The sequence below is a fragment of the Streptomyces sp. CBMA29 genome, assembly GCF_014596445.1.
Classification (GTDB): Bacteria; Actinomycetota; Actinomycetes; order Streptomycetales; family Streptomycetaceae; genus Actinacidiphila.
Genome location: NZ_MECL01000025.1, coordinates 35,452 through 61,935, shown reverse-complemented (window position 1 = coordinate 61,935; position 26,484 = coordinate 35,452). Strand labels below are relative to the sequence as shown.

The window sequence follows — 26,484 nt, the reverse complement described above, 5'->3', positions numbered from 1 at the left end:
TTGGGGCCTTGGAGGTGGGGCCTTGGACGGTGGCGCTTCGGACGGTGGGGCTTCGGACGGCGGCCGAGGACCGCCGGGTCAGAGGTCGCCGGGCTGTGGGCGGGCCGGTTCGCCGGACTCGCCCATGATGACGGAGTGGGTCTCGAACAGCCCCTTGCCGGCCTTCGCCGGGACCTGGGACTCGACGAGGACGACGCCGCTGGCCAGCCGGAAGGCGTGTGGCGGCTGCGCCGTGGCGGGCAGTTCGCCGACGAAACGGGCCAGCCGCTCGCGCTGCCCCGCGGTCAGTTCGGACTCGGGCAGCGGCTTGCGCCGCTCGGCCAGCACCCCGGCGAATTTGTCGGCCGCTCCGGTGGACAGTCGCACCCACGACCCGTCGGTGAAGGTGACGCGCACATCGTGCCCGCCCTCGCTGAACGCCAACTGCTCGGCGCCGCCCACCGACTCGCGGGGCGTCTCCCACAGGACGGTGGCGGACGCCGTGAGGTCCGGCCCGACGCCCAGCAGCAGGAAGCGGCGCTCGGTGACGACCGCGTCCACGCGGGTGCGCTCCGCGCTGCGCGCCGGGTCCAACTGCCACGGCACGGTACGGGCGACGGTCCCCGGCGCGGCCCACATCACCGGGAAGTCCTCGGACTCGTTCGCCGGGTCCTGCGGCGCCGACCGCGACGCCCCGCCGACCTGCACCGAGTTGCCGCCGGTCACCGCCTCGACGGCGACATGCAGCGCGGTCACGATGCCGCCGAGCAGCCCGCCGCCGACCCGGTCGACCTTCTGCGTCGTCTTGGAGTGCAGGGCGTACTCCGGCCCGGCGGGCCAGCCCGGCAGTTCCGCCTGGATGTCGCGCCGCTCGGTGTCCCGGAACCACCGCGAGCCCGCCACCGGATGCGCGTAACCGGTGGCGAAACGGATCGGCGTACGTACCAGCGTGGATTCGTCCTGATCCGGGAACCAGTCCATCGTCGTGCGCCTTTCGGTCGGCTCTGAGCGGAGTCACTGTGCGACGTCACGGTGCGGGATCGCTGTCGACCTCGCCCGCGGAGTCCTCGTGCGGCGGCCGTGCGGATACGACCGTACGCGGTCGCCGGTCGTCGCCGGTCGTCGCCGGTCGCCGGTTGGCGCCGGTCGTCAGTTGGCGGTGGCCGCCCGGTCGAAGCGGTCGCCGAGGTGGACGGCCTCGCCGATGTGCTGCGGGATCGAGTAGAGCTTCGGCGCGAGCTTGAGCCCCACGTCGATGGAGCGGCCCACGTTGCTCATCGCGTCGATCGCCACCCGGCCGCCGGTGACCATCTTGATGCCCTTCGTGCCGATCAACTGGCCACCGTGGTAAAGCTGCTCGGAAACCGTCTGCATACGATTGATGATCTTGCCGTCGGAGATGACCTGCCCGGCGGTCTTGAGGCCGCCGAACTCCAGCGTGACGTTCTTGAACAGCTTTATCTGCTTGCCACCGGCGATGAAATCGCCCGCTTTGCCGACGAAGTTCCGGCTGATGGTGGTGACTCCGCGGAATCCCTCGCCGAGTTCGGCGGCGCGGGTGGCGGCGATGGCTCCGTCGGCGACCTTGGCGCCCTTGGCGAAGGCGCCGATTCCGGGTATCGCGCCCAGCGCGTCGAAGCCGATACTCATCCAGCTCACGTCGGCGCCCGCGGCCATGGCGATCAGGTGGGTGATCAGCGCGGCGGCGCTGGTGACGACGGCCGCGGCGGCGAAGATCGCGCCCAGCGGCTCGAAGGGAGCGGTGATGATGGCCAGCACGCCGAGGAGGCCGCTGAGGTCGCTGAGCAGGTCGCCGATGAGTTTGATCATGTCGGCGTGGTCCTTGACCCACTGGATCGTGTCGTTCCAGGCGTCCTCGATGCCGTGCACCATGCGGCTGAACAGGCCCGGCTTGTCCGGGGCGATGTCACCGGCCTTGTCCAGGTCGTGGCTGATCGCGTTGGCGGCGCTGGTGAAACGGTTGTGCAGCTCTTCCGCGCGGTGGCGCACGCCGTCCAGCGCGTTGTTCGCGTCGGTGACGGCCTGCTGCTTCTTCTTCGCGTCGGCGGCGGCAGCCGGGTCCGGGTCGGGGGACGCCTGAGGCTGCGGGTGCGGAACGCTGTTGTCCGTGGGGATGCCCGCCGAGGTCTTCGCGTGGTCGAGCGTGCCCTGCTTGGTGGCGGCCTCCCGCTCCAGCGTGTCGGCCTCCGCCTGGAAACCGTGGAGCTGCTCGGCCCAACGGCCCAGCGCACTGGACGCGCGGCCGAAGGAGTCGTGCGCCTTCTTGATCAACGGGGTGACATCGCTGTCGATGTGGGAAATGAAGGCCCTGGCGGCCTCGCCCTTCCAGTAACCGCAGTCGAGCCGACCCAGTTCGGAGACCGTGGTGCTCAACTCGGTGTGCACATCACCGATCTGCCGGGCCAGCGAGCGGGTCCGCTCGACGTCCCCGGGCGTCGGGTCGAAGCCCAGATGCGGAAAGCTGCGCGTCACGCCCGTCACTTCCCGCCGGTCTTGAGGGAGTTGGCGAGTTGCAGGTCGGCGTCGTCGAAGGTCTTGCCGATCTGGTCGATCATGTGGACCGCGGTGTCGGCGTGCTGGCCGATCTGCTTGATGCCGTAGTGCCAGTCGTCGGCGAAGTCGTGGACGTCGTCTATCAGCTTGGGCGCGCCGACCGACTCGCCGTTGGCATTGCCCATCGCCCGGCTCACCGTGTCCATTCGGTCCGCAATGGTGGAGAACGTCTTTCGCAAGTCCCCCATCACCGTCCCGTTGATCTGCAAGTCCCCCATGGAAAATCAACCCTTTCTCGGCATTACGTAAGATTCCGCGGGCCGCGTGCGGATCTCAGGGCCCCTACTCTATTAGGCGTATGCGGGCCGCCGATGGCCCACTGGTCACGGTCCTGTGGCAGTCGCGTGTGTGCGCCGATTTACCCACGCCTGCTCCGGGGACCTGCTGGTAGCTTGCCGACGCCGGGTCCAGACAGCGACATGGGGGAGTTCAGGTGCTTCGTCGGACGTCCACGGGAGCGGGAATCGCCGCGGTGGCGGTCGTCACCGCACTCGCCGCGAGCGGGTGCGGCGGTGGCGGCGGGAACGAGGCGAAGAAGGCGCCGCCCGCGAGCGCGTCCGCGTCCGCGACCGGCGCTCCGGGCACGGCGGCGAGCGTGTCGGCCGAGCCGGGCGCGTCGGGCAGCCCGACCGCGTCGTCCGGCGTCGGAGGCGACTCGACGCAGGGCGTCGAGGGCGTCTGGCTGGCGACGCAAGGTCCGACGAAGGTCCAACTCGTCCTCGGCAAGGGCAAGGCCGGGCTGACCAGCAGCCACCTGTGCGGTGGCACCTACACCGACCGCGGCGGCCTCGACCTGACGCTGACCTGCATGGACGGCGACAAGGAACGCACCTCCGGCCACGGCGAACTGACCGGTGACGGCAAGACCCTCACCGTGCGCTGGACCGGTGGCCCGACCGACATCTTCTCCCGCACGGGACTGCCCAGCAGCTGACCGGCGGCCCGTCAGGCCGCCGGTCCCCACGGCGGCTGCTCAGGTGGTCAGCGGCACCGTCACCGTCAGCGGCTCACCGTCGCCGAGGTGGAGCAGGGCCCGGCCCGGCGTGACCTGCCCGCCGACGCTGCTGCGGCTCAGCCGAGTACCGATCAGTTCACCGCTCATGGTCTGCTGCGGCGAGAGCAGCACACCGCGGCGGGCCTTCTTGGCGTCGACCTGCCAGCCGGAGAAGCCCGAGCAGATGTCCTCCTCGCCGCCCGCGATGACCACGGCCCGGCCGTGGTCGGAACCGCGCGCGATGATCTCCTTCAGCACATCCTTGGCGTCGCAGTCGCGCAGCAGCTCCGCGTCGTCGGCCATGACGACCACCGGGCCGCCCTCGGCCTCCTCCAGCGCCTTGCCGAGGTCGTCGGCGGGTATGTCGCTGTCGGTGTACATCCGCAACACCCCTTCGCCGCCCGCCAGTTCACGCAGCGGCGACGGGCGGGGAGCCGCGACGACCAGCTTCACGCCCTGCTGCTGGTAGCTGCGCGCGAGGGTGAGCAGCAGCGTCGAGCGACCCGACTTGCCGGGGCCGCCGATGACGAAAGCGGGCAGGCCGTCGGACAGGTCGGGCCCGTAGCCGGTGAGTTCGTCGCCGCCGACGCCGACGAGCGCCCACAGCGGATTGCGTGCCGCGTCGGTGTCGCGCATCTCCCACGCGTCGGCGAACGACAGCCGGGAGGGCAGCACGTCCACCCGGAACGGCCGCCGCGCCCTCGGCAGCGTCGCGTCCCGCTCGGTGGCGGCGGCGCCGATCGCGGCGAGCGCCGCGGCCTGGCCCTGACCGGTGGAGTCGTCGGTGAGCAGCGCGACCTGCGTCTCGATACCGGACTCCGCCCGGTACGCGCGGCCCGGCTGGATCTCGTCCGGCACCTTGCGCGGGTTGACCGAGATCAGCGAGAAGTCCGAGCGGTCCGCGAGCCGGAAGGCGATCTTGTCCTCGGTGAGGGTGGAGATCCGGCCCGCCATCAGCGTGCGGTCACCGGTGATGATCAGGTGGATGCCGACCGAGGCGCCCTCCCGCAGGAACATGAACAGCTCGTCGCTGAGCGCCCCGTGGTCCAGCTCGCCGAGCGAGGGCGTCCAGCCCTCCCAGCGATCGAGCAGGATCACGATGTGCGGCAGCCGCTCCTCCTCGGTGGTCACCGCCGCACGCTGTTCGCCGATGTCCGCGAACCCGTCACCGGCCAGCAGCTCCTGACGGCGCGTCATCTCCGCCTTGAGCCGCCCGATCAGCCGGATCGCCCGCTCCGACTGCGCACGGCCCACGACCGCGCCGCAGTGCGGAAGCTTCGTCAGCGCGTTCAGCGCGCCGTTGCCGCAGTCGATGCCGTACAGGTGCAGATCCGCGGTGGAGTGCGTACGGGCCAGCGAGCCCGCGATCGTCCGCAGGAGCTGGGAGCGGCCGGAGCGCGGGGCGCCCGCCGCCAACAGGTGGCCGAAGGTGTGGAAGTCGATGGTCACCGGGCGCCGGGCCTGGAGCGCGGGCAGGTCCTCGATGCCGTACGCGGCGGACGGCAGCGCCCCCGCGGCGACCGGCGCCGGCAGCTCGTCCAGCAGCAGACTGTCGGGCAGCGCGGGCAGCCACGGGCTGTGCTGCGGCGGGATCGCCATCCGCTCGTTGGCCTCGCAGATCGCCTCGACGAGCACCTTCAGGTCGGTGATCTCGTCCTCCTCGCCCTTGGCGCCCGCGGGGCGGCGGGGAGCCGAACGGCCGAGCTGCGACCAGTCGACGATGCCCACCCAGGGCGCCACCGTCACGTTCTCGACCGCGCCCGGCCGCCGTCCGCCGACCCGGCCGGACTGGAAGGGGACCAGCGAGGTCGCACCGAGCCGCACATAGGCGCGGCCCGGAGTGGACTTGGAGATGTTGCCCGCGTCCGGGGCGTCGATGACGTCGGAGGACTCGCTGCCGTCGGTGACGCGCAGCGCTATCCGGAGGTTGGTGTTGGCCCGGATCTCCGGTGAGACGACACCGCTCGGCCGCTGCGTGGCGAGGATGAGGTGGATGCCCAGCGAACGGCCTCGCTGGGCGATGTTGACCAGACCGGTGACGAAGTCGGGCAGTTCACGGACCATGGAGGCGAACTCGTCGATCACGATCAGCAGCCGCGGCATCGGCTTCAGCTCGGGCTGGCGCCGCATCAGGTCGGTGTAGTCCTCGATGTCCTTGGCCCCGGCCTCGGCCAGGATGTGCTCGCGCCGCTTCAGCTCCGCGCCCAGCGACTCCAGCGCGCGCTCCACCAGGTGGGCGTCGAGGTCGGTCACCATGCCCACGGTGTGCGGGAGTTGCACACAGTCCTTGAACGCCGAACCGCCCTTGTAGTCGATGAGCACGAACGTCATCGCGTCGGGGGTGTTCGCCACCGCGAGCGAGGCCACGATGGTCTGCAACAGCTCCGACTTACCCGAACCCGTCGTACCCGCGATCAGGCCGTGCGGCCCGTCCTTGCGGATGTCGATCGCGAACGGACCGTCGTAGGACTCGCCGACCACCGCCTGCGTGGAGATCGGACTCAGCCGCCAGCGCGAGGCGATGGCGTCGGCCGTCGGCGGCTCGATCTCCAGGACGTCCAACAGGCGGCTGGCGGACGGGATCGCGGAGTCCTCGGCGTCACCGCTGATGTCCCGGATCGGCGACAGGCAGCGGGCCAGCCGGGAACACCAGGCGGGCGAGACGAGGTCGGGCCGCACCTTGCGGATGCGTGCCACCCCCGCCTGCTCGACGCGCAACCGGAAGGCGCCGGAGGCCGGTTCCGCCGCCACCGCCTGGGCCTGCCGCGCGCCCGCGTACCAGGCGTTCACCGAGGGGAAGCCGCCCTGCCGGGGCACGGCCGACGCGGCGGTCTCCGGAACGGAGGCGACGGTCGCGTCCACGGCGGGCGCCTCGAACTCCGCTATCACCACGGCCTGGCACTCGCCGGGCAGGAAGCGCTCCTCGGAGTCCAGACAGATCGCGAACATCCCGACACCGGGGCCCTCGCGCAGCAGTTGCACCACGCCGGGCAGCGACCGCATCCGTCGCGACCCGTCGAGGATCACCACGATGTCCGGGTCCTTGAAGAAGGCCGCGTGATTGGCAGCGCTGCCCGACTTCTGCTTCGCCTTCTGCCGTCCGTCCAGAATGGAGGTCAGCTCCGCGACCCGCGCCGCGACCGTCTCGGCGTCCGTGCCCAGCAGCGCGCTGGCGTCCTGCCCGTCGGTCGGCCGCGAGTGCGGCAGCCACCGCACCCAGTCCCAACTCTGCTGCCCCGACTGCTCGGTGAGCACATAGAACTGCACATCCATCGGGCTGCTCAGCGCCGCCATCTGCGCCACCGCCCAGCGGCCCATCGCCCGCGCGTCGTCGCCGGGCGCCGCGAAACCGATCACGCCGAGCCTGCGCAACTCCACCGCGACCGGGGCGTCGTCGATCTCCCAGGTGACCTTGCGGCGGTGCTCCTCCTGCTCCGGGTCGTCCAGGATCACCTCGGACGGCAGCTTCGCCGTGCCGACCCTGATCAGCAGGTGGTCGGCGTCGCCGCGTCGCCGCTCCCACAGCCGGGTGCGCGGCCCCGTCGCGGTGTTGAGCACGGTGGCCGGGTCGGGCGAGGCCGCGGCCCGGTCCTTGCGTTCGAGGTCAAGCGCCTTGTTGGCGTCCTGCTCGATGCGTTCCTTGCGCTCGCGGAACTCGGTGACCGTCTTCGCGTACGACTTACGGCCGTTCTTCTTGTCCATGAAGTGGTTGCCGACCATGACCATCGGGCTGACGACCGCCATGAACAGGTACATCATGCGGTGCATCATGAAGGCCATCATCACGGCCATGAGCAGCGGCATGACCGCCATCAGCCACGGCAGCGGCCGGCCGGCCGGTTCCTTCGGCGGGGTCGGCAGCCGGAAGACGGTGGTCCGCTCGGGCGGCGACAGCCGCGGCGGACGGTTGTAGTCGTACGTCGCCCCGTCCTCGCCGGGATGCAGCGCCGCGTTCGGCGGGATATAGGGGCCCAGCTCCAGAAGGCTGTTGCCGAGAGAGAGTTGGTCGCCGAGCGGCCATTCCTTCGTGTCACCGCCGACCGTGACCTGGCAGGTGCCGCCCATGCCCACGGTCAGCACCGCGGCCCGCTCCGCCAACTCCGAGTCGTCGATCCGGATCCGGGACGAGGCGCCGCGCCCGATCTCCACCCTGCCGATGCCCAGACGGTGGACCGCGCCCGCGTCCGGGCCGCCCGCGACCCGGAGTTCGACCACACCTGCGGGCTCCCCCGGCAGGCAGCCCGCCGGGTCGTAGAGGCTGACCACCGCGCCCTCGCGCAGCGGTGACTGGGCCACCGACCAACTCGGGTCGACCGCGTACCCGTCCACGTACACCGCGGGCGATCCGGGGGCGCGGGAGGGGCCGCCGGAGATCGAGATGATCTCCGCGCCGCCGCCGCCGACTCTCCGTCCGAGCTCGCGCGCGACATCCGCGACGGTCGACGCGGACTCGGTCTCCACCACAACATCGGCGCGGTCCCCGCCGAGCGGGTCGACCACGGTCAACGACAGACGCACGACGTTCCTCGTTCCCCCGGATTCGACTTGGTTTCTCAGGACGATATCCGCTGGAGGCCGGTCGTGGGGGGCCAGGTGCCCGGCCTGTGGATAACCTGCACCGGTTTATCCACAGGCCGGGAACAGGGCTGGACACGGCCCCCGTCGCGAGTGGGACAGTGGTCCTCAGGCCGGAGGGAAGAGGGGTGGACGGGGCGGGTGGGGTAGCGTGCGGCCCGAGCGTGGGCATGTCACGGAAGCCGTTCCGTTCTGTTGCAAGGCTGTGAGTCGCTTGTCACGGGATGCGCCTTGAGGGTGTTTGTAAGGCGCTGATAGCGTGCGGTGACTTGACATCGGCCTGCGGGCTGTCGCCGGACAGGAGCGCGGCAGTCTCTCCCCACGCAACCGATTTCGAAGAAGCACGCCGGCTCGACGGGGGCAGTGACGTGAGGACCAGAGAACGTTCCGCTGCGGGCGGCGGCAGTAACAGCCGTCAGTCCGGATCCGCGCCCATGCACGGGGCGCCGATGGGCGGAGAGCGGCTGCCGACAGTGTCGCGGGAGCGCAAACCCGCGTTGGCCGCACTGGCCGTGCTGCTCATTCTCGTCGGCGCGCTCGGCGCCACCGTGATGGTCATGCGCGCGGGGAACAAGATCTCGGTCGTGAAGATCGACCAGGCTATCCCGGTCGGTGACCGGATTCCCGCCTCCGCGCTCCGCGAGGTCATGGTCTCCGACGACTCCGGGATCAACTTCGTGCTGTGGAAGCAGCGCGGCGACCTGGAGAAGAACTACCGGGCGTCCACGAACATCGTCAAAGGCTCCGTCCTGGTCAAGGAGATGGTGACGAACAGCAGCGCCCTCCCGGCAGGGAAGTCGCTGGTCGGACTCTCCCTCAAACAGGGCGTGTTCCCCGACGGTCTCGCCAACGGCCACACCGTCGCGGCGTATCTGGTGGGGAACGACGCGGCCAAGGGGCAGAACGGCTCCTCGGGCGACAGCAGCGGAGCGGGCGCCAACACGCTGATCAGTGACAGCCTGGTCATCAAGTCCGTGAGGTCCGACTCCTCCGGGCTCGGTGGCGGCGACACCCTGGTCACCGTGATCGCGGACTCCTCGATCGCGGGCAAGCTCACCCTCGCCGCCGCGGCGAACGAAGTGGCGCTCGTGCTCATGCCCGACAGCAAGAACTGAGCGAGCGGGCGAATACGTCATGGCACTGATCGCAATCGCCGCGGACAAGGGCTCACCGGGCGTCACCACCAGCGCCGTCGCGCTCGCCGCCGTATGGCCGCGCCGGGTCCTGCTGGCGGAGGCCGACCCTGCGGGCGGCGACCTCGTCTACCGCTCACCCGCCGCCCACGGCGGCATGCTCGACCCCAACACCGGCCTGCTCTCGCTGGCCGCCACCGCCCGACGCGGCCTGGCCGCCGAGCAGTTGTGGGACCACGCCCAGCCGCTGGCCGGCGGACTCGACGTCCTCGTCGGCATCGGCAGCGCCGAACAGGCCGCCGGTCTGTCCGGACTGTGGCCGATGCTCGGCCAGGCGTTCGCCACGCTCGCCGAGTCGCCCAACGGCGCCGCCGACGTGATCGCCGACTGCGGCCGGATCGGCGCCGACTCGCCCACCCTCGACCTCTTCTCGCACGCCGCCCTCGTCCTCCTGGTGGCCCGCACCGAACCCGAGCACCTCGCGCGGGTACGGGACAGGGCCGGTGCGCTGTCGGCCAAACTGCACGGCTCGCAGCGTGGCGCCGCCGCCGCGCTCGGCTACCCGCCGATCGGCATCGTGCTCATCACCGACCCCAGCCACAGCGCCCGGCAGGCCAGCCAGGTCAACGAGATGCTGGTGGCCTCGCAGATCTCCGCACGGGTCGTCGGCACCCTCGCCCACGACACGGCGGGCGCCGACACCCTCAACGGCCGCCGCCGGGGCCGACTGGACAAGTCACTCCTGATCCGCTCGGCCCGGAAGATCACCGCCGACGTACCGCACCGGTACGGAGTGCTCCGATGAGCACCGTCGACCACCAGTTGGTCAAGCGGTTCCGGCAGGAGGCGGGCGACCGCATCTCGGAACAGCGCCGACTGGACCAGGTGACCGGCGAACCCGCCATGTCACCCGAGGACGAGCGGCAGTTCGCGCGGGCGATCATCGCGCAGATCCTGGAGGACTACGCCCGCGCCGAGATCAACCTCGGCCGCACCCCGCCCGACGCGCAGGCCGAGGAGGCGTACGCGGCAGCCGTGCACGCCGCGCTCTTCGGCGTCGGCAGGCTCCAGCCGCTGCTCGACGACACCGAGGTCGAGAACATCGACATCAACGGCTGCGACCAGGTCTTCGTCGGTTACTCCGACGGCCGTGAGCTCCAGGCCGAGCCGGTCGCCGAGTCCGACGAGGAACTCATCGAGCTGATCCAGGTGCTCGGCGCGTACTCCGGCCTGTCCTCGCGCCCCTTCGACTCCGCGAACCCGCAACTCGACCTGCGGCTCCCGGACGGCTCCCGGCTCTCCGCCGTCATGGACGTCACGCGCCGCCCCGCGCTGTCCATCCGCCGCGCCCGCCTCGGCAAGGTCTTCCTGTCCGACATGATCGGCAACTACACGCTCACCCCGGAGCTGGGCTCCTTCCTGGCGGCCGCCGTCCTCGCCCGCAAGAACGTGATGATCGCCGGCGCCACCAACGCCGGAAAGACGACGCTGCTGCGCGCGCTGGCCAACGTCATCCCGCCGCACGAGCGCCTGATCACCGTCGAGCGCGCGCTGGAACTCGGCCTCGACCAGTTCCCCGAGATCCATCCCAACGTCGTGGCGTTCGAGGAGCGGCTGCCCAACTCCGAAGGCCAGGGCGCTATTTCGATGGCCGAGCTGGTCCGCCGCTCGCTGCGCATGAATCCCTCGCGCGTCATCGTCGGTGAGGTCCTCGGCGACGAGATCGTCACCATGCTCAACGCGATGTCACAGGGCAACGACGGCTCCCTGTCCACTATCCACGCCAACAGCTCCGCCGAGGTCTTCAACCGCATCTCCACCTACGCCCTCCAGGCGCGCGAGCGGCTGCCGGTCGAGGCGTCGCAGATGCTGGTGGCGGGCGCCATCGACTTCGTCGTCTTCGTGCAGCGACGCAACGACTTCCAGCGCGGCGGCACCCTGCGCCGTATGGTCACCTCCGTCCGTGAGGTGAACGGCGTGGACGGCCGCGTACTGTCCAGCGAGGTGTTCGCCGAGGGGCGGGAGGGCGTGGCACTGCCGCACGCCCCGATCTCCTGTCTCGAGGAACTCCTCGCCAACGGCTACCAGCCCACGGGGGTGTGGCGGTAATGACCGGGATCTTCTCCCTGTCCGTGCTCTACGGACTGCTCGCCGGAGCCGCCGTCGGCGGCGGTATCGCGCTGTTCGTCCTCGCGATGCGCGGCTGGGCGCCGAAACCCGGTGCGACTGCGCCGGGTGAGTCGTCCGGCGACAAAGCGGCGGAGTTCATGCGCTTCGTGTCGCAGCGCGGCTCGCTCGCCATCGTCGCGGGACTCGCCGTCCTCGGCCTGACCCGCTGGGCCGTCCTCGGTGTCTCCACCGCCGTGCTGGTCTTCACCTGGGACAAGCTCTTCGGCGGCGCGGCGGAGGAACGCGCCGCGATGAAGCGCGTCGAGGCGCTGGCGGCCTGGACCGAGTCGCTGCGCGACACCATCGCGGGCGCAGTCGGCCTCGAACAGGCCATACCCGCCTCGGCCCGCGCCGCCGCACCCGCGCTGCGCGGCCACCTGTCGTCGCTCGTCGACCGCCTCAGGTCGCGCACTCCGCTGCCGGAAGCGCTCCAGCATCTCGCCGACGAGATCAACGACGCGTCGGCCGACATCATCATCGCCGCGCTCATCCTCAACGCCCGCCTGCGCGGCCCCGGTCTGCGCGAAGTGCTCGGCGCGCTCGCCAAGTCGGCCCGCGAGGAAGTGGACATGCGGCAGCGCGTGATGGCGCAGCGCGCGAGCACCCGGCGCAGTGTGCAGATCGTCGTCGTGGTGTCCGTGGCCTTCGTGCTGGGCCTGGCCATCTTCAACCGCAGCTTCGTCGAGCCGTACGGCACGGCGATCGGCCAGGCCGTACTCACCTTGGTGTGCGCGCTGTTCGCGGCCGGATTCTGGTGGCTGCGGAAGCTGTCGAACATCGAGACGCCGGACCGGTTCCTGGTCCACGAGCCGGAGCGGATCTCGGCCGCCGAGCGCATCGGAGTGCCGCCGGGCCACGGCGCACACGCCCAGGCGACCCCCGGCCAGCCGCTGTCGGGCCATGGAGCACCGGGGCATGGAGCACCGGGCCATGGAGCGCCGGGCCACGGCGGTGTGCCCGGCCACGGCGGCGCACCGGGCCAGGCCATCCCGGGTCAGGGGGCGGCACGATGAACAACATCCTCTTCACCTGCCTGGTCGGCGCGGCCGTCGGCCTCGGCGTCTTCGTCCTCATCCGGGCGCTCATGCCCGGCAAGCGCAGCGCCGTGCACACGGTGGCGCAGATCGACGCGATGCGCGCCGCGGGCCCGGTCAGCGGCGGACCGGCGCAATCCGCACCGACCGACTTCAAGGGCCGCGTCGGCCAGCGGGTCGCGAACTTCTACCTCCAGCAGGGCTGGGAGCAGCGCTCGCTCCGCGCCGACCTCGCCGTGCTCGACCGGAGCTGGGAGAACTTCCTGGCCACGAAGATCATCCTGGCCGCGGCCGGTGTGATCTTCGGGCCGTTCCTCTTCGCCGTGATCTGGCAGCTCGGCATGGGCAGCAACCCCGTGATCCCGGTCTGGATGGCCCTGATCTGCGGCGGCGTCTTCTTCCTCCTGCCGGACTTCGAAGTGCGCCGCGACGCCGCCGACAAGCGCAAGGACCTGCGCCGGGTCATCGGCGCCTACCTCGACCTGGTGTCGATGAACCTCGCGGGTGGCCGCGGTCTGCCCGAGGCCCTGATGGCCGCCGCCGAGATCAGCGACGGCTGGGCCCTGACCCGTATCCGCAACTGCCTGGCCGACGCCCGGATCACCGGCACCAGCCAGTGGGTGGCCCTCGGCAGACTCGGTGACGAGCTGGGCGTCGAGGAGCTGAGGGACCTCTCCGTCACACTCGGCCTGGTGGCCGACGACGGCGCGAAGGTCCGCGAGTCGCTCGCCTCGCGCGCCGAGACGATGCGGCACCGGGAACTCGCCGAGATCGAGGGATCCGCGGGCGAGAAGTCCCAGTCCATGCTCGTCGCGCAACTCCTGCTGTGCGCGGGCTTCCTGGTCTTCCTGATCTTTCCCGCCGCGATGCGCGTGTTCCAGGTCTGACCACCAACGTCTCTGAGCACCACTGTCTCCGATCGTCACCGTCCCTCCTGAGCACCACTGTCATCGAAATGCCGAGCGTCGAGTCGAGAGGACTTGAACCATGAACCGCTTGTCCAAGGTCAGCCATCCGGCTGTCGACTTCCTTCTCACCTTCCTCAAGGGGCGCGTCGAGCGCGCCCGTTCCGAGGGCCTGTCCCGCGGCGCCTCCGCCGTCGAATGGGTGATCATCTCCGCGGTGGTCGTCACCGTCGTCGGCGTGGTCGCCGTCATCATCAACGGCGCCCTCAAGGGCAAGGCCACCGACGTCGGCAACTGCATCTCGAACACCACGGACAGCAAGACCTGCTGAGGCCGGAACCGATATCCGTGATGGAACGACGAATCGACGCGCTGCACCACGCCGTACGCCGCAGGCTGGACGCCGCCCGCGGCGACAGCGGCGTGGGCAGCCGTACGACCACGGTCGGCCGTACGAGCACGAGAGCGGTAAGCGGCGCGGGGGCGCCTACCGGCGGCGACCGCGGGATGACCGCGATCGAGTTCGTCTTCCTCACCCCGGTCCTGTTCTTCATGATCTTCGCGACGGTGCAGTTCGGTCTGTACTCCTTCGCCGACCATGTCGCGCAGGCGGCCGCGCACGCCGGCGCTCGCAAGGCACGGGCGGAGGCCGACGCCGATCCCGGCGGCTGGTCGGGCAAGGCGACCAGCGCGGCCGAGGACCGCATCGACCAGCTCGGACCGAATCTGCTGGACGGCCGCAAGGTGACGTCCTTGCAGCCGGACGCGATCACGGTCGGCGTACGGGTCACGGCCGACGTACCGACCATCTTCCCCGGCTTCCACTTCAAGGTGAACGAGAGTTCCCAGGGGCCGGTGGAGCGCTTCGTACCGGACAACGGGGGCTGATCCGATGCGTACCCGACTGCGAACCGCACCGCTCAGCGGATGTGTGGGGGAGCGGGCCGACCGAGGGCTGTCCACCATCGAGGTGGTGATCCTCGCCCCGATCATGATCCTGTTCATTTTGATCCTGGTCGCCTTCGGCCAACTCGTCGACGGCCGGGGCGCGGTGGACGGCGCCGCCAGGGACGCCGCCCGCGCGGGGTCGATCCAGCGCACTCAGGGCGTCGCCATGTCCGAGGCGATCGCGGCGGCCCAGGCGGACCTCGGCGACACCTGCGTGGCCGGCACCTTGTCGGTGAAACAGACCAGCCCGGGTTTCAAGGCCGACACGCTCTTCAGGGTCGAGGTGAGCTGCACCATCCGCGGCCTCGCCTCGCTCGGCCTCAAGATCAACAAGACGATCACGTCGACGGCGGCCTCACCGCTCGACCCGTACCGACGGGCGGAGTGACGATGCACGCGACACGGCACGTCGTACGGCGCCTCGCGGGAAGGGTGGTACGGAGGGTGGTACGCCGCCCCGACCGCGGCTCCGGCACCGCCGCGATGCTCATCTTCGCCGTCGTGTTCATGGCGCTCGCCGCCTTCGTCGTCGACGGCGGACTGTCGATCTCCAAGCGCGAGCGCGCCGCCGACATAGCCGAGCAGGCGGCCCGTTACGCGGCCCAGGACATCGACGTCGAGGCGCTGCGCAACGCCCCCGCGGGCACCCAGCCCGTGATCAACACCGGGGCCTGCACCGGCAGGGTCAGGATCTTCGCCGAGCAGTCCGGGCTGAGCCCGGCCGACGTCAACGCCTCCTACTGCACCTCCGCCCTGCCCAACCGGGTGGAGGTGACCGTCCAGCTCACGTACGAGCCGATGCTCACCGGTTTCTTCTACGACCACAACATCGTCGTCCACGGTACGGCGGCGGCCGAGTCCGTCACGGGCCCGGCCAACTAGTCCGCCACCAGCAAGTCCTCAGCACCAACCGTTTCAGCCGAAGCACCAGCCGCTCCAACCGAAGGCAGAGGAAGCAGCCATGGCACGCACGACCGCCACGGGACGTAACCGTACGCAGCAGGGTGGGGCGGCGGCGCGCCCGCCGCGCAGGCGCCGTACGTTCGGCGACTTCGTGCGCGCGCTCGGCGCGTTCCTGGCGCTCGCCGTGCTCGTGGTGGGTGTGCCGGGCGCGCTCCTGTACTTCATCGGGTCGCCGTTCCCGCACCACTTCGACTCCGACCTGGTGCAACAGCCCATCACCAGCGAGACGTTCGTCAACACGCTGGCCGTGATCGTATGGCTGGCCTGGGCGCAGTTCACGGCGTGCGTGCTGGTCGAGACCAAGGCGGCGGTCTCCGGCGTGGGCATGCCGAGCCGGGTGCCGGGCTCGGGCCCGAGCCAGTTGCTGGCACGGCAGTTGATCGCGGCGCTGCTGCTCGTCGGCGTGAGCACCGCGGGCCTCGTCCCCGGTCTGTCCCAGCTCGGCCAGGGCAACCAGCACGAGAGCCAGGCGCGCCCTGGCGTGGCCGCCACCGCGCAGCAGACCCCCGGCCAGCAGCACCAGGCACGTACCGCCAGCGCCGCCGTACCGCATCAGCAGGCCACCCAGCACGCGGCGGGATCGCAGCAGAGCGCGGGGCAGTCGGCGCAGAAGGACACCAAGTTCTACCGGATCCAGCCGCCCGAGGGCCGGCACCACGACTCGCTGTGGGAGATCGCGCAGCGCCACCTCGGGGACGGCCGCAGGTACAACGAGATCTACCAGCTCAACAAGGACCGCGTGCAGCCGGACGGCTCCAAGCTGTCCCAGGCCAGCCTCATCCGGCCCGGCTGGGTGATGGAGATGCCCTCCGACGCGCACGGCGGCGACCTCGTGGAGATGCCCGTCGCGGCCACGCATGTCGCGCCCGACGTGCAGCATTACGCCGAACACGGCGGAGCCAAGGACACCACGGCCGAGGGCGCGCACGCCTCCGCCCAGCACGCGGCCGAGCAGGGCGGCGGCGGAACCGGCGCCCAGGGCGGCTCCGGTTCCAACGGCTCCGGCTCCCACGCGGGTTCGGCCGAAACGGGCCCCGGCGGAACAGGCACGGGCGGTACGGGCTCTGGCGGTACGGGCTCTGACGGTACGGGCGGTTCCGGCGGTCGCCACGCGGCCGTCACCACCCCGGCCCACGCCGAGACGGCCCCCGAACACGGGCCCACCGCCGCCTTCACCGCGTCCTCCTCCTCCCACTCGCACGGCTTCGACCTGTCCGAAGCGCTGATCGCCGCCCCGCTGCTGGCCGCGGGCCTGCTCGCCGCCCTCGGCCGCCGGCGTCGTACGGCCCTGTGGCAGTCGGTCACCGCGGGCAGCCTGCGCACGCCGCGCACCCCCACCGGGCCGCAGGCCGACGCCGCCGACGCGCTGCGCGTGGGCGCCGACCAGGACACCGTCGCCTTCCTCGACCGCGCGCTGCGCGCGCTGTCCGGCCGCATGGACGCCGAGGGCCTCAAGCTCCCGACCGTCTACGCCGCCTGGCTCACCGACGAGGCCCTGCACCTGCAACTGGCCTGGCCCGAGGGCCAGCCGCCGGCCCCCTGGCAGCTCGGCCAGGACCAGACCTTCTGGCGGCTCGACCGCGCCGATCTCACCGAGGACGCGGACGTGTCGGCGGCGGCCCCGTACCCCGGCCTGGTCGCGCTCGGCACGCTCGACGGCGCGCGGCTGCTGCTCAACCTCGAAGCGGTGCCCGGCATCGTCTCGCTGTCCGGAGCCGCCGCCGACCGCGAGGCCGTACTGGCCTCGGTCGCCTCGGAGCTGGCCACCAACGGCTGGTCGGACCGGATGACCGTCACCCTCGTCGGCTTCGCCGAGGACCTCACCGCCCTCGCCCCCGCCCGCGTCCGGCACCTCGCCGACGTGCCCGAGGTCATCGAGACGATGTCCGCGGAGACCGCGCAGCGGGCGGGCGCGCTGCGTACGGCGGGCCAGGACAGCGTCCTCACCGGCCGTACCGGCCGCGCCCAGCACACCCAATGGGCACCGCACCTCGTCCTGCTCGCCGCCGAGCCCACCGAGGAGGAGGCGAACCGGCTGGCCGAACTCGCCTCCGACGCGGGCCGGCTCGGCATCGGCTACCTCGTCGCCTCCAGCCGTCCCGACATGCCGGGCGCCGCCTGGGAGCTGGAGATCACCTCCGCGGGACGGCTGCTCGCCCCGCTGCTCGGCCTCGACCTCGAAGCGCAGGTGCTGCCCGCCGACCAGTACCAGGCCGTGCTGCGGCTGTTCGCCGAGGCGGGCGCCGAGGACGGCGCCGGGTCGGCCTCCGACGCCCCGCCGTTCATGGTGGACCTCTCCGACCAGGGCCGGCCCGGCGTGTACGCGCGCCTGCTCGGCTCCTTCGAACTCGTCGGCGTCGACGAGCCGTCCGCCGAGCGCAGCCAGCTCCTCCACGAGGCCCTGGCCCTGCTCCTCCTGCACCGCGAAGGCGTCCACCCCCGCGTCCTGGCCTCCGCGCTCTGGCCGCGCGGCGTCACCGAGGACGTACGCGACGCCCTCGTCGAACGCCTCCGCGACTGGCTCGGCACCGACCCCGGCGGCATCGCCCGGCTCACCATCGACGGCACCGGCCGGATCGTCCTCGCGTCCTCCGTCGTCTCCGACTGGGACGTCCTCCAGACCCTGCACCACGAGGCCACCGAGGGCAGCGCCGCCTCCGACCCCACCGCCCGTCGCCGCCTGCTCACCCAGGCCCTCTCGCTGGCCCGCGGCCCGCTCCTCCAGGACCGCACCGCGGGTCGCTACGGCTGGCTCTCCCACGAGATAGTCGACGCCCAACACCCCGTCCTCGTCGCCGAGATCGCCCTCGCGCTCTCCGCCCTCCACCTCGACGCGGCCAAGCCGAAGGCGGCCGTCGCCGCCATCGAGACGGCCCTGGTCGTCTCCCCCAACGACGAGCGCCTCTGGCTCGAACTCCTCCGCGCCACCCAGGCCACCGGCGACCCCGCCCGCCTCCAGGCCGCCGCCGACTCCCTCATCGCCCGCAGCGACTCCCTCAACGGCCCCAGCCGCGGCCTCCCGCCCCGCGTCGAAGCCCTCCTGGACGAACTGCTCCCCGAATGGCGCGGCAGCATCGCCAACTGACCCTCGGAAGGCCCCGCCTTACACGCCGCGCGCCGTCACCTCCGATTCACCCGTAACCCCGAGGCGGATCGGGGTCGTTGTCAGTCCGTAGGTAACGCGGCATATGACGGCGACAACGAGGGTGGGCGGGGTACGGGCATGGCGGATCTCAAGGTGACGGATCAGGTGCTCGCCGATTCGGAGCGGCTTTTGACGAAGCTGCACTTCGAGTTCAAGAGCATCAAGGCCCATCGGGACGACCTGCACCACATCTGGGGGTCGGGCGCGGTGGCAGGGGCGATGGACGCGTTCGTCGACAACTGGGACTGGTACCGCAAGAAGCTCATCGGCGGCATCGAGTCCGTCGGCGGACTCGTCGGCGCGGCCCGCGAGACGTTCAAGCAGACCGACGAACATCTCGCCAAGAGCGGCTGACCCCTGTGGCGACCACCACCAAGCCGCGCCCGCGCGACTGGCACCCCCTCACCGACACCGACCCCACCCCCGGCGACCCGGAGTCCATCCGCGACGAGGTCGCCCACATGAAGCACCTCGCGGGCATGCTCAGAGCCGAGGCCGCCGACCTCAAGGTCATCGGCACCGGCGACGGCCTCAAAGGCCGCTACGCCACCAAACTCCGCGACGAGGCCCGCGAACTGGAAGTCCACCTGCGCGAGACCGCCGGCCGCTACGAACGCGTCCACGGTCATCTCACCGCCTGGGCCGCCGAATTGGAGACCATCCAGTCCGATGCCGACCGCATCCTGCGAGACGCGCGCGCCGACGCCGAGACGGCTCCCCCTGAGGACGCCGACTCCGCCTCGGGTTCCGGCTCGGGTTCCGGCTCCAGCGGCGACCCGCTTGCCAAGCACCGCCGCTCCCTGACCACGGTCGAGGCCCATCGCGACGAGCGGGCGTCGCACTACGCGGCGCGCATCCGGCACGAGATCAACGACAAGATCAAGGACAGTTGGTGGGAGCGGCGCAAGAACGAGATCGACGGGGTGAAGGGGGCGATTTCGCTTGTCGCGGATGTGATGAGTTGGGTCGCCACGGTCATCGCGATTGTCGCGATCTTCACCACCCCCGCCGGTTGGATCGCCGGTCTCGCCGTCTGGCTCGCGGCCGGCGTCCTAGCGGGACACATCGCCCTCGCCGCCGCAGGCGACTGCTCCTGGCTCGACGTCGGCATGGACATCTTCGGCCTGCTGACGATGGGCATCGGCGGCGCCGCGTTGAACGGCCTCAAAGAGGTACGTGCCGCGACGAAGCTCGCCGCTCAAGCCGCTGCCGACGAGCAGGCCGCCGTCACCGCCACGCGGGCCTCCCGGTCCGTTCTCGACCGCTCGTCCGCCACCGTCAACCGTCGCGGCGCTACAGCAGCGGCGCGTGCCAGGGCCCGCCACGTCCGCAACATCGCCAAAGCCTCAGCCGAGCGGGCCGGTCGCCACGCGGCCGTGGAGGAGGCTGCCACCCCGATGGCTGAGGCTTCCCAACGAGAGGCGGTGCTCGTCGGAGGCGACCGCGAGACGGCGAACCTCTACAAGGACGTGGTCCGGATGCGGGCCGCGTATCCGGAGAGTGCCGCTGTGCGGCTGGCCAGCCAGGGGGCTGAGGGCTATAAGGGCGCGTTCCAGGGGACGTGGATTGCGGCCACTGCCGTGGACGCTGTGGATAAAGCGGTCGGCGGCAGCGACGCCCTGCCGGAGAAGCCGGACTACGGTCCGTACGGAGCCTTCAAGGATCGGTATACGAGAGAGGTTGGCTCGGCATGGTGACCGTGGCGCGCGGGATGACGAGGTCTGTGTGTTCTACGTGAGCAACGCGAATGGTGATCCCCTCCTGACGCGTAGCGACAGGCTGATTCGGACTGGGGGCATGGTGCCGTTCGCCGGGCTTGGCCTGTTAGCCGTCACAGCGCCGCTACTTCGCCCGAGCAGGTTCACCTTCACCGTCGAGACGTTGTCGCTGTCGGCTACCGGACAACTATTGCTGTGGTGTGGCATGTTCGGGCTGTTTCGCATGCGCGGCTGGGCCTCCGGCGTGCTCGCCTATATCTGGCTCGGAGGCTTGTTCAACGCCTTGGCGGTCGCGTCGACCGGCATCGTCTACCTCGCCCCCGTCCCCCTCCTGGCTCCAGCCACCGCGTGGCTGGCCAAAGTGCGGCTGCGCCGCAGGCACCCGGCGGAGGCGGCCCGGTGAGCACATCGACCACCCCCGTCGGGTACACCCTCGTGCTGCCCCCGGGCTGGGCCCGAATCCCCCTGCGGGCAGGCACGGCGACGGCGTTGGACGAGAAGGTGTTTCGGGGGATCGAGCGGATTCCGGCGGGGGTGCCGAGGGATAAGGGGATGGCGTTTCGGGCGGAGGTGCGCCGGAGGGTGGAGGGGATGGCGCGGGAGGCGCGGGCGGGGGGTGGGCTGGATCTGTATGTGCCGGTGAGGGCGCGGGCGGGGCTGGTGGTGGGGGCGTCGTTCGTGGTCGCCGAGGTGGCGGGGGAGTGGGCGGGGGAGGACACGGGGGCGGAGGCAGTGCTGGGGCGGCTGGTGGGGGAGGCGCGGGGCGGGACGCCGGGGGAAGTGCGGGAGGTCGCGGGGACGTTGGGGGTGCGGTGGGAGTACGTGGAGCCGCCGTCGCTCCGCGAGAGCGAACCCGTGGAGACGTATGCGCGGCATGTCGACTACGTCGTCCCCGTGCCGAGGCAGGGCGCGGGACGGTGGCTCGCGGTGGCGTTCTCGACGGTGGGGGACGGCGATCCGGGCAGCGAGTTCACCAGGGCGTTGGCCGAGTTGTTCGACGCGCTGATGACGACGTTCCGTTGGAGCTACGCGTGAGCGGGAGCCGGCTGGACGGACGGCGGCTGGACGCCCGGCGGGTGGACGGTTCGCGGTGGGTGTGGGTGCCGCCGCGGTGGCCGGTGCCGGGGAGCGAGGAGGAGTTCCCGGCAGCCGCCGCGTACGCGCGGGTGATGGCCGAGAGGCACTGGGAGGACAGCGCCTTGACGCCGGGCCCCGGCGAGGTGGGGGAGTTGGCCGACGCGTTGACGTACGGGATGGAGCGTTATCCGCGGGTCTATCCGGGGTACGGGCTGCACTTTCACCTGGACGGCCCGCGTGGGAATCCGCTGGCCGTGTACTGGGCGGAGTTCGAGATCGAGGGCGAACTGCCCGGCGAATTGCGGGAGCTCACCCACGCGGACGCGGAGTACGCCGTGGAGCCGCCGATCGTCGAGGACTTCGGCAGTGAGCACCTGGGCACCGGCATCCGCGTGATGCGCTACTTCGTCGACCCGGACGACAACGGCATCACCATCGGCCTCCGTTACGCGTGGCGCGTGCCCGAGTACGGTGCGGACGTGCTGGTGATGACGGCGGCGCCCGATCCGGGGCGGGTGCTCCGGGCGATGGACGACATCGACGCCTTCGCGCGGGCGCTGCACTTCAGCCCCTGACGTCACCGGCTACGCGCCCCCGCCCCCCCCGCGCGCCCGAAGCGCCGACTTCTTGGCCTGGTTGCCGCACACGTCCATCGAACACCAGCGGCGCGTCCCCGGACGGGACTGGTCGAGGAAGACGGCGCCGCAGGTCGGGGAGGCGCAGGGGCGCAGGCGCGGCAGCAGTTCGGGGGTGGCGGCGAGGTCGAGGGCGTCGCGGGCGATCAGGGCGAGGGTCGCGGTGAGGGGGTCGTCCGCGTGCCACCGGAGGTCGCCTGAGGGGGTGAGCCGGGGGGCCGGGACGGCGTGGGCGGCGGCGCGGTTGAGCCGGGTGCGGGCGGTGTCGCCGAGGCCGGAGCCGGGGGCCGCGCCGGGTTCCCTGCCGGGGTCCATGGCGGCGCCGACCAGCGCGTGGACCGCCTCACGCACGGCGCGGGCCTCGCGGAGCCGGGCGGGTACGGGCGGGGTGCCGGGTGCGTCGGAGCAGGGGCCGCACTGCCGTACCCAGGCGATCAGCGCCTCCGGATCGGCCAGTTCCTCGGTGACCGCGGGCGTGCCCCGGTAGCGCAGTGTCCGCAGGTAGTCGAGGCACAGCCGCCCGGCGCCCTCACGGAAACGCGGCTGAGTACGGCCGCCGTCGAGGGCCGGGGCGTAGGCGTCGATGCCGTTCGCGGTCATACGGGCCACTCTACCGGGGAACCGGTTTAACTGGTACCTTCGGAACTGGTTGAACCGGTTTCCATTTCGACGAGGTATCGATGTCCCAGCCGTCGTCCGACGCACCGTCCCCAGGGCCCGAACCCGTACACATACCCGCGTCGGCGCCCGCGTCCGGACCCGCCTCCGCAACGCCAGGACCCGCCTCCGGCGCCACTCCGGTCCCCGTGACCGGCCCGCCCCGCCGCCTCATCGTCCTGCTCGCCGTCGCCTGCGGTCTGACCGTCGCCAACCTCTACTACGCGCAGCCGCTGCTCAGCGAGCTGCGCCAGACGTTCGGGATCGGCGCGGTCGCCGCGGGCAGCCTCGTCACCGTCTCCCAACTCGGTTACGCCGCCGGCCTGCTGCTCATCGTCCCGCTCGGCGACGTCATCGAGAAGCGCCGCCTCGCCACCGTCCTGCTCGCCCTCACCATCGCCGGTCTGGTGCTGGCCGGTCTCGCACCGGGATTCGCCGTCCTGCTCGCCGCGCTGCTGATCGTCGGCACGACGCTGGTCGTCGCCCAGATCCTCGTGCCCTTCGCCGCCGACCTCGCGCCGGACGAGAGCCGCGGCAAGGTCGTCGGGCAGGTGATGAGCGGCCTGCTGACCGGCATCCTGCTGTCCCGTACCTTCGGCAGCCTGCTGGCGGACGCGACCAGTTGGCGGGTCGTCTACCTGACCTCGGCCGGGCTGATGACCGTACTGACCCTGGTGCTGCGCAGGTCCCTGCCGCGCCACGCTCCCGGAGCCGACGCCGCCACGCTCTCGTACGGGCTGCTGCTGCGCTCCACCGCCCGCCTGCTGCGCGTGCACCCGGCGCTGCGGCGCAGGGCGCTGTACCAGGCCGCGATGTTCGGTGCCTTCAGCGTCTTCTGGACCACCATCTCCTACGTTCTGACCAGCGATCCTTTCCACTACAGCCAGTGGCAGGTCGGCCTCTTCGCGCTCGCGGGCGCGGGTGGCGCACTGGTGGCGCCGCTCGCCGGACGCTGGGCCGACCGCGGCCTGGTCCGGCCGATGACGGCCGTCGCCTTCGTCACCGCCGCCCTGGCCTTCGGTCTCGCCGGAGTGGGACGGCACAGCGTCATCGCGCTCGGCGCCGCCGCGGTGCTTCTCGACATGGCCGTGCAGACCACCCTGATCCTCGGCCAGCAGGTGATCTACCGGCTCGACGGCCAGGCCAGGTCCCGGCTCAACAGCGCCTTCATGGCCACCTTCTTCGTCGGCGGCGCGATCGGCTCACAGGCCGGTTCGTACGCCTACCACGCCGGCGGCTGGACCTCGGTGACCCTGCTCGGCGCCGCCCTGCCCGCCCTCGCGCTGCTCTACTGGACCGCGGAATTGCGCGGCGTACGGCACCGCGCGCACAACGGCCACGAGGCCAGCAAGCACAGTGACGCCCGCGAGGATCACGACGGCCGCCTGCCCCCGCACCCGCCCGCCGTCACGCCTTCGCCACCACCCCCAGGATCTCCGGAAGACGATCGAGCAGCCGCGGAGCGGTGAACCGCAGCGAGACCGCCGCGACCGCGAACCCGTACACCGCGCCCACCGGGAGCACCAGCCACAACAGCGAATGCAGATCGTTGAAGTGGAGGGCGAGGGTCAGCGCGATCACCGGTAGCGACAGCGCAGCGCCGCTGAAGGTGCCGCCGACGACGTTCAGCGCGACGAGACCGCCCTGGCCGGGCGCCGCGTTGGCGAACGGGTTGTCCTGCGGGAGGGCGTACGGGTAGCGGACGCTCGCGTAACTGCCGGTCGCGATGAGCGCGCCCAGGAAGGCGAAGGACAGCCCCAGCGTCTCGGGCAGCGCCGACACCCGGTGGAGCAGCAGCGCCGCGCCGGTGGTGACGACGGTGACGTACGGCACGGCGACGGCGGCCAACGTCAGCGCCCGGCCCCGCAGTTCGAGAGCCGCGTCCCTGCGGGTGGTGATCGTCGCCGACACCGTCCAGAAGGCGGAGCCGTCCATGCCGAACTGGTTGTACATCTGCATGCCGAGCAGTCCCGCCGCCCACAGGCACTGGTAGACGGTGCCGTGCTGCACCACCGCGACCAGCGGCAGCAGCAGCCCGACGGCCAGTCCGGTCGCCCAGGCCGCCTTCGACCTCGGGTCGCGCCACAGGTAGCGGAACTGCCGTTCCATCACCGTGGCCGTCCGGCCGCCCACCAGCCGTCCGGGCAGCAGCCGGGTCAGCAGCGAAGGGCCCGCCGCCGCCCCGCCCCGCGCCTTCGACCCCTCGCGTTCCGGCGTTGCCTGGAGGGTGGAGGCGTCGGGCGAGACCATCAGCCGGTGCAGGCTGGTGTGCCACCAGCGCAGGACCAGCGCCAGCACGGCTACGGTGAGGGCCAGTTGCACGGCAGCCAGGCCGTACGACCCGCGCGCCGTCGAACGCACCGCGTCCACGGCGGGCGCGGGCGGAATCCAGCGCAGTACGGACGCCACCGAGGTCGCCCGGTGCAGACCGCCGTCGGACGACAGCGAGTTGACGCCGAGGTTGACGAGCTGGGCCCCCACCGCCACGAACAGACCGCTGAGCAGGGCGAGGTCGCGGCCCTTGCGGCTGGTCAGCAGCCGGGTGTTGGCGGCGGCCACCGCCCGCGACAGCGCCACGCACAGCAGCAGCGTCAGGGCCACGGCCACGACGGCGACGACCCACGCGGCCCCGCCGTGCGCGACCGCGATGACCGCCCCGGTCGACACCAGCAGTGTGAAGAGCGGACCGACGCCGATCAGCGACGACACCAACAGCGCCGTTATCAACGGGCGCGGCCGTAGCGGCAGCATCGCCAGCCGGGTCGGGTCGAGTGTGTCGTCGCCGCCGAAGAAGAACAGCGGCATGATCGCCCAGCCCACGACCAGGACGACGGTCACCGTGACGGCGGCGGACGGTGCGTAGTGGTTGTTCCGCAGCGCGACCATTCCGGCGCCCATGCCGAGCGCGTACAGCATCGCGAAGGCGACACCGAGGGACCAGCCGACCGTACGGCCGGTGGACCGGCGCAGGCCGTTGCGGAAGAGGGTGAGCTTGAGCCGTACGAAGACCGGCGTGAGCGAGGAACCGCGACCGGGCGGGGGCGGCGGCGCGGGAGCGGCGAGCGGGGCGGTGGCCGAGGCGGTCATCACTTGCCGCCGCTCAGCCAGTCGAGCGCCTGCCCGTCGCGCCGGTCGGCGCCCACCAGCGACAAGAAGGCGTCCTGGAGCGAGGGAGCGGCGCCGCGCACCTCGGCGAGCGGGCCGCGCGCCACGATCTTTCCCGCGGCCATCACGGCGACCCAGTCGCACAGGCTCTCCACCAGCTCCATCACGTGCGAGGAGAAGACGACCGTGCCGCCCGACTCCGTATAGCGCTCCAGCACACCGCGGATGACCTGGGCGGATACCGGGTCGACGCCCTCGAACGGCTCGTCGAGGAAGAGGACTTCGGGATTGTGCAGCAGGGCAGCGGCCAGTCCGATCTTCTTCCGCATGCCGGTGGAGTAGTCGACGACCAGTTTGTTCTGCGCGGCCGACAGGTCCAGGACGTCGAGAAGCTGACCGGCGCGCTTGTCGACCTCAACGCCCGGCAGACCGCGCAACCGGCCGGTGTAACCGAGCAGTTCACGCCCCGAAAGCCGCTCGAACAGCCGCAGGCCCTCCGGCAGCACGCCGATCCTGGACTTCACACCGACCGGGTCCGTCCACACGTCGTGGCCCACGATCCGCACACTGCCGTCGTCCGGTCGCAGCAGGCCGGTGATCATGGAGAGCGAGGTCGTCTTCCCCGCCCCGTTCGGCCCCACCAGGCCGATGAAGCGGCCGGCGGGCAGCTCCAGATCGATCCCGGCCACGGCCACTTGCTCGCCGAACCGCTTCCACAGCCCGCGCACACGCACAGCGACCGGATCGGTGTCGCCGGCCGCCTCGGACACCTCCTCGGCGGTCCTCCCGTACGGCACCGGCCGGTACGGCTTCAGCTTCCGCTGCGACTCCTGCTCCTCCTGCGACCTCTGCGGCTCCGACATGGCGGCACCT

24 protein-coding genes are annotated in these 26,484 nt (G+C 71.4%); 17 read left to right on the top strand and 7 right to left on the bottom strand.

Features of this window, described 5'->3' with window-relative positions:
* Nucleotides 1-78: 78 nt before the first annotated feature.
* The 3 genes from BGM09_RS03870 to BGM09_RS03860 form a co-directional block, all read right to left on the bottom strand.
* Nucleotides 79-960 carry a hypothetical protein gene (locus BGM09_RS03870; RefSeq protein WP_188279954.1) on the bottom strand — a complete coding sequence of 294 codons (882 nt, stop codon included), beginning with the start codon at nucleotides 958-960 and terminating at the stop codon, nucleotides 79-81.
* Nucleotides 961-1,128: 168 nt separating this feature from the next.
* A complete protein-coding gene (locus BGM09_RS03865) occupies nucleotides 1,129-2,472 on the bottom strand; it encodes a putative T7SS-secreted protein (protein WP_188279953.1) in 1,344 nt (447 codons plus the stop codon).
* Between the two features lie 5 nt (nucleotides 2,473-2,477).
* A complete protein-coding gene (locus BGM09_RS03860) occupies nucleotides 2,478-2,699 on the bottom strand; it encodes a hypothetical protein (RefSeq protein WP_317452509.1) in 222 nt (73 codons plus the stop codon).
* 287 nt (nucleotides 2,700-2,986) lie between these two features.
* Between BGM09_RS03860 and BGM09_RS03855 the strand changes: the two genes are divergently transcribed.
* Nucleotides 2,987-3,487 (top strand): hypothetical protein, encoded by a 501-nt coding sequence (locus tag BGM09_RS03855; RefSeq protein ID WP_188279951.1) that lies wholly within the window; start codon nucleotides 2,987-2,989, stop codon nucleotides 3,485-3,487.
* Nucleotides 3,488-3,526: 39 nt separating this feature from the next.
* On the opposite strand, the gene BGM09_RS03850 is transcribed toward BGM09_RS03855, so the two are convergent.
* Nucleotides 3,527-8,065: an FtsK/SpoIIIE domain-containing protein gene (locus BGM09_RS03850; protein WP_188279950.1), complete on the bottom strand. Its 4,539-nt coding sequence runs from the start codon at nucleotides 8,063-8,065 to the stop codon at nucleotides 3,527-3,529.
* Nucleotides 8,066-8,556: 491 nt separating this feature from the next.
* Between BGM09_RS03850 and BGM09_RS03845 the strand changes: the two genes are divergently transcribed.
* From BGM09_RS03845 to BGM09_RS03775, 15 genes are all read left to right on the top strand, one after another.
* Entirely contained in the window at nucleotides 8,557-9,237 is a 681-nt protein-coding gene (locus tag BGM09_RS03845) for a hypothetical protein (RefSeq protein WP_223186264.1), read from the top strand.
* A 19-nt stretch (nucleotides 9,238-9,256) separates the two neighbouring features.
* Nucleotides 9,257-10,060 (top strand): hypothetical protein, encoded by an 804-nt coding sequence (locus BGM09_RS03840; protein ID WP_188279948.1) that lies wholly within the window; start codon nucleotides 9,257-9,259, stop codon nucleotides 10,058-10,060.
* Nucleotides 10,057-11,364 (top strand): CpaF family protein, encoded by a 1,308-nt coding sequence (locus tag BGM09_RS03835; protein ID WP_188279947.1) that lies wholly within the window; start codon nucleotides 10,057-10,059, stop codon nucleotides 11,362-11,364. Before BGM09_RS03840 ends, BGM09_RS03835 begins: the two co-directional genes overlap by 4 nt.
* On the top strand, nucleotides 11,364-12,437 hold the full coding sequence (locus BGM09_RS03830) for a type II secretion system F family protein (RefSeq protein WP_188279946.1): 1,074 nt from the start codon (nucleotides 11,364-11,366) through the stop codon (nucleotides 12,435-12,437). Before BGM09_RS03835 ends, BGM09_RS03830 begins: the two co-directional genes overlap by 1 nt.
* Nucleotides 12,434-13,345 carry a type II secretion system F family protein gene (locus tag BGM09_RS03825; protein ID WP_188279945.1) on the top strand — a complete coding sequence of 304 codons (912 nt, stop codon included), beginning with the start codon at nucleotides 12,434-12,436 and terminating at the stop codon, nucleotides 13,343-13,345. The genes BGM09_RS03830 and BGM09_RS03825 overlap by 4 nt, the downstream gene beginning before the upstream one ends.
* 100 nt (nucleotides 13,346-13,445) lie before the next feature.
* Entirely contained in the window at nucleotides 13,446-13,694 is a 249-nt protein-coding gene (locus BGM09_RS03820; protein ID WP_188279944.1) for a hypothetical protein, read from the top strand.
* A 20-nt stretch (nucleotides 13,695-13,714) separates the two neighbouring features.
* Nucleotides 13,715-14,251 carry a TadE family protein gene (locus tag BGM09_RS03815; RefSeq protein WP_188279943.1) on the top strand — a complete coding sequence of 179 codons (537 nt, stop codon included), beginning with the start codon at nucleotides 13,715-13,717 and terminating at the stop codon, nucleotides 14,249-14,251.
* Nucleotides 14,252-14,255: 4 nt separating this feature from the next.
* Complete coding sequence (locus BGM09_RS03810; protein ID WP_188279942.1) at nucleotides 14,256-14,699, top strand: TadE/TadG family type IV pilus assembly protein; 444 nt, start codon at nucleotides 14,256-14,258, stop codon at nucleotides 14,697-14,699.
* A 2-nt stretch (nucleotides 14,700-14,701) separates the two neighbouring features.
* On the top strand, nucleotides 14,702-15,193 hold the full coding sequence (locus BGM09_RS03805; protein ID WP_188279941.1) for a Tad domain-containing protein: 492 nt from the start codon (nucleotides 14,702-14,704) through the stop codon (nucleotides 15,191-15,193).
* Between the two features lie 79 nt (nucleotides 15,194-15,272).
* Nucleotides 15,273-18,359, top strand: coding sequence for a BTAD domain-containing putative transcriptional regulator (locus BGM09_RS03800; RefSeq protein WP_188279940.1), 3,087 nt, complete (start codon nucleotides 15,273-15,275; stop codon nucleotides 18,357-18,359).
* A 138-nt stretch (nucleotides 18,360-18,497) separates the two neighbouring features.
* The gene (locus BGM09_RS03795; RefSeq protein ID WP_188279939.1) at nucleotides 18,498-18,773 is read left to right on the top strand and encodes a hypothetical protein; all 276 of its coding nucleotides are present in this window, start codon (nucleotides 18,498-18,500) and stop codon (nucleotides 18,771-18,773) included.
* 5 nt (nucleotides 18,774-18,778) lie between these two features.
* The gene (locus BGM09_RS03790) at nucleotides 18,779-20,116 is read left to right on the top strand and encodes a hypothetical protein (protein ID WP_188279938.1); all 1,338 of its coding nucleotides are present in this window, start codon (nucleotides 18,779-18,781) and stop codon (nucleotides 20,114-20,116) included.
* 100 nt (nucleotides 20,117-20,216) lie between these two features.
* Nucleotides 20,217-20,540, top strand: coding sequence for a hypothetical protein (locus BGM09_RS03785; protein WP_188279937.1), 324 nt, complete (start codon nucleotides 20,217-20,219; stop codon nucleotides 20,538-20,540).
* Between the two features lie 86 nt (nucleotides 20,541-20,626).
* A complete protein-coding gene (locus BGM09_RS03780) occupies nucleotides 20,627-21,172 on the top strand; it encodes a hypothetical protein (RefSeq protein ID WP_188279936.1) in 546 nt (181 codons plus the stop codon).
* Nucleotides 21,169-21,789, top strand: coding sequence for a hypothetical protein (locus BGM09_RS03775; RefSeq protein WP_188279935.1), 621 nt, complete (start codon nucleotides 21,169-21,171; stop codon nucleotides 21,787-21,789). Before BGM09_RS03780 ends, BGM09_RS03775 begins: the two co-directional genes overlap by 4 nt.
* 9 nt (nucleotides 21,790-21,798) lie before the next feature.
* Here the strand turns inward: BGM09_RS03775 and BGM09_RS03770 are convergent, their stop codons facing one another.
* Entirely contained in the window at nucleotides 21,799-22,449 is a 651-nt protein-coding gene (locus BGM09_RS03770) for a CGNR zinc finger domain-containing protein (RefSeq protein ID WP_188279934.1), read from the bottom strand.
* 206 nt (nucleotides 22,450-22,655) lie between these two features.
* Between BGM09_RS03770 and BGM09_RS03765 the strand changes: the two genes are divergently transcribed.
* Complete coding sequence (locus BGM09_RS03765; protein WP_317452508.1) at nucleotides 22,656-23,975, top strand: MFS transporter; 1,320 nt, start codon at nucleotides 22,656-22,658, stop codon at nucleotides 23,973-23,975.
* Here BGM09_RS03765 and BGM09_RS03760 read toward each other — a convergent pair.
* Nucleotides 23,914-25,593: a transporter gene (locus BGM09_RS03760; protein ID WP_188279932.1), complete on the bottom strand. Its 1,680-nt coding sequence runs from the start codon at nucleotides 25,591-25,593 to the stop codon at nucleotides 23,914-23,916. The genes BGM09_RS03765 and BGM09_RS03760 overlap by 62 nt on opposite strands.
* Entirely contained in the window at nucleotides 25,593-26,474 is an 882-nt protein-coding gene (locus BGM09_RS03755; protein ID WP_188279931.1) for an ABC transporter ATP-binding protein, read from the bottom strand. The genes BGM09_RS03760 and BGM09_RS03755 overlap by 1 nt, the downstream gene beginning before the upstream one ends.
* Between the last annotated feature and the right edge of the window lie 10 nt (nucleotides 26,475-26,484).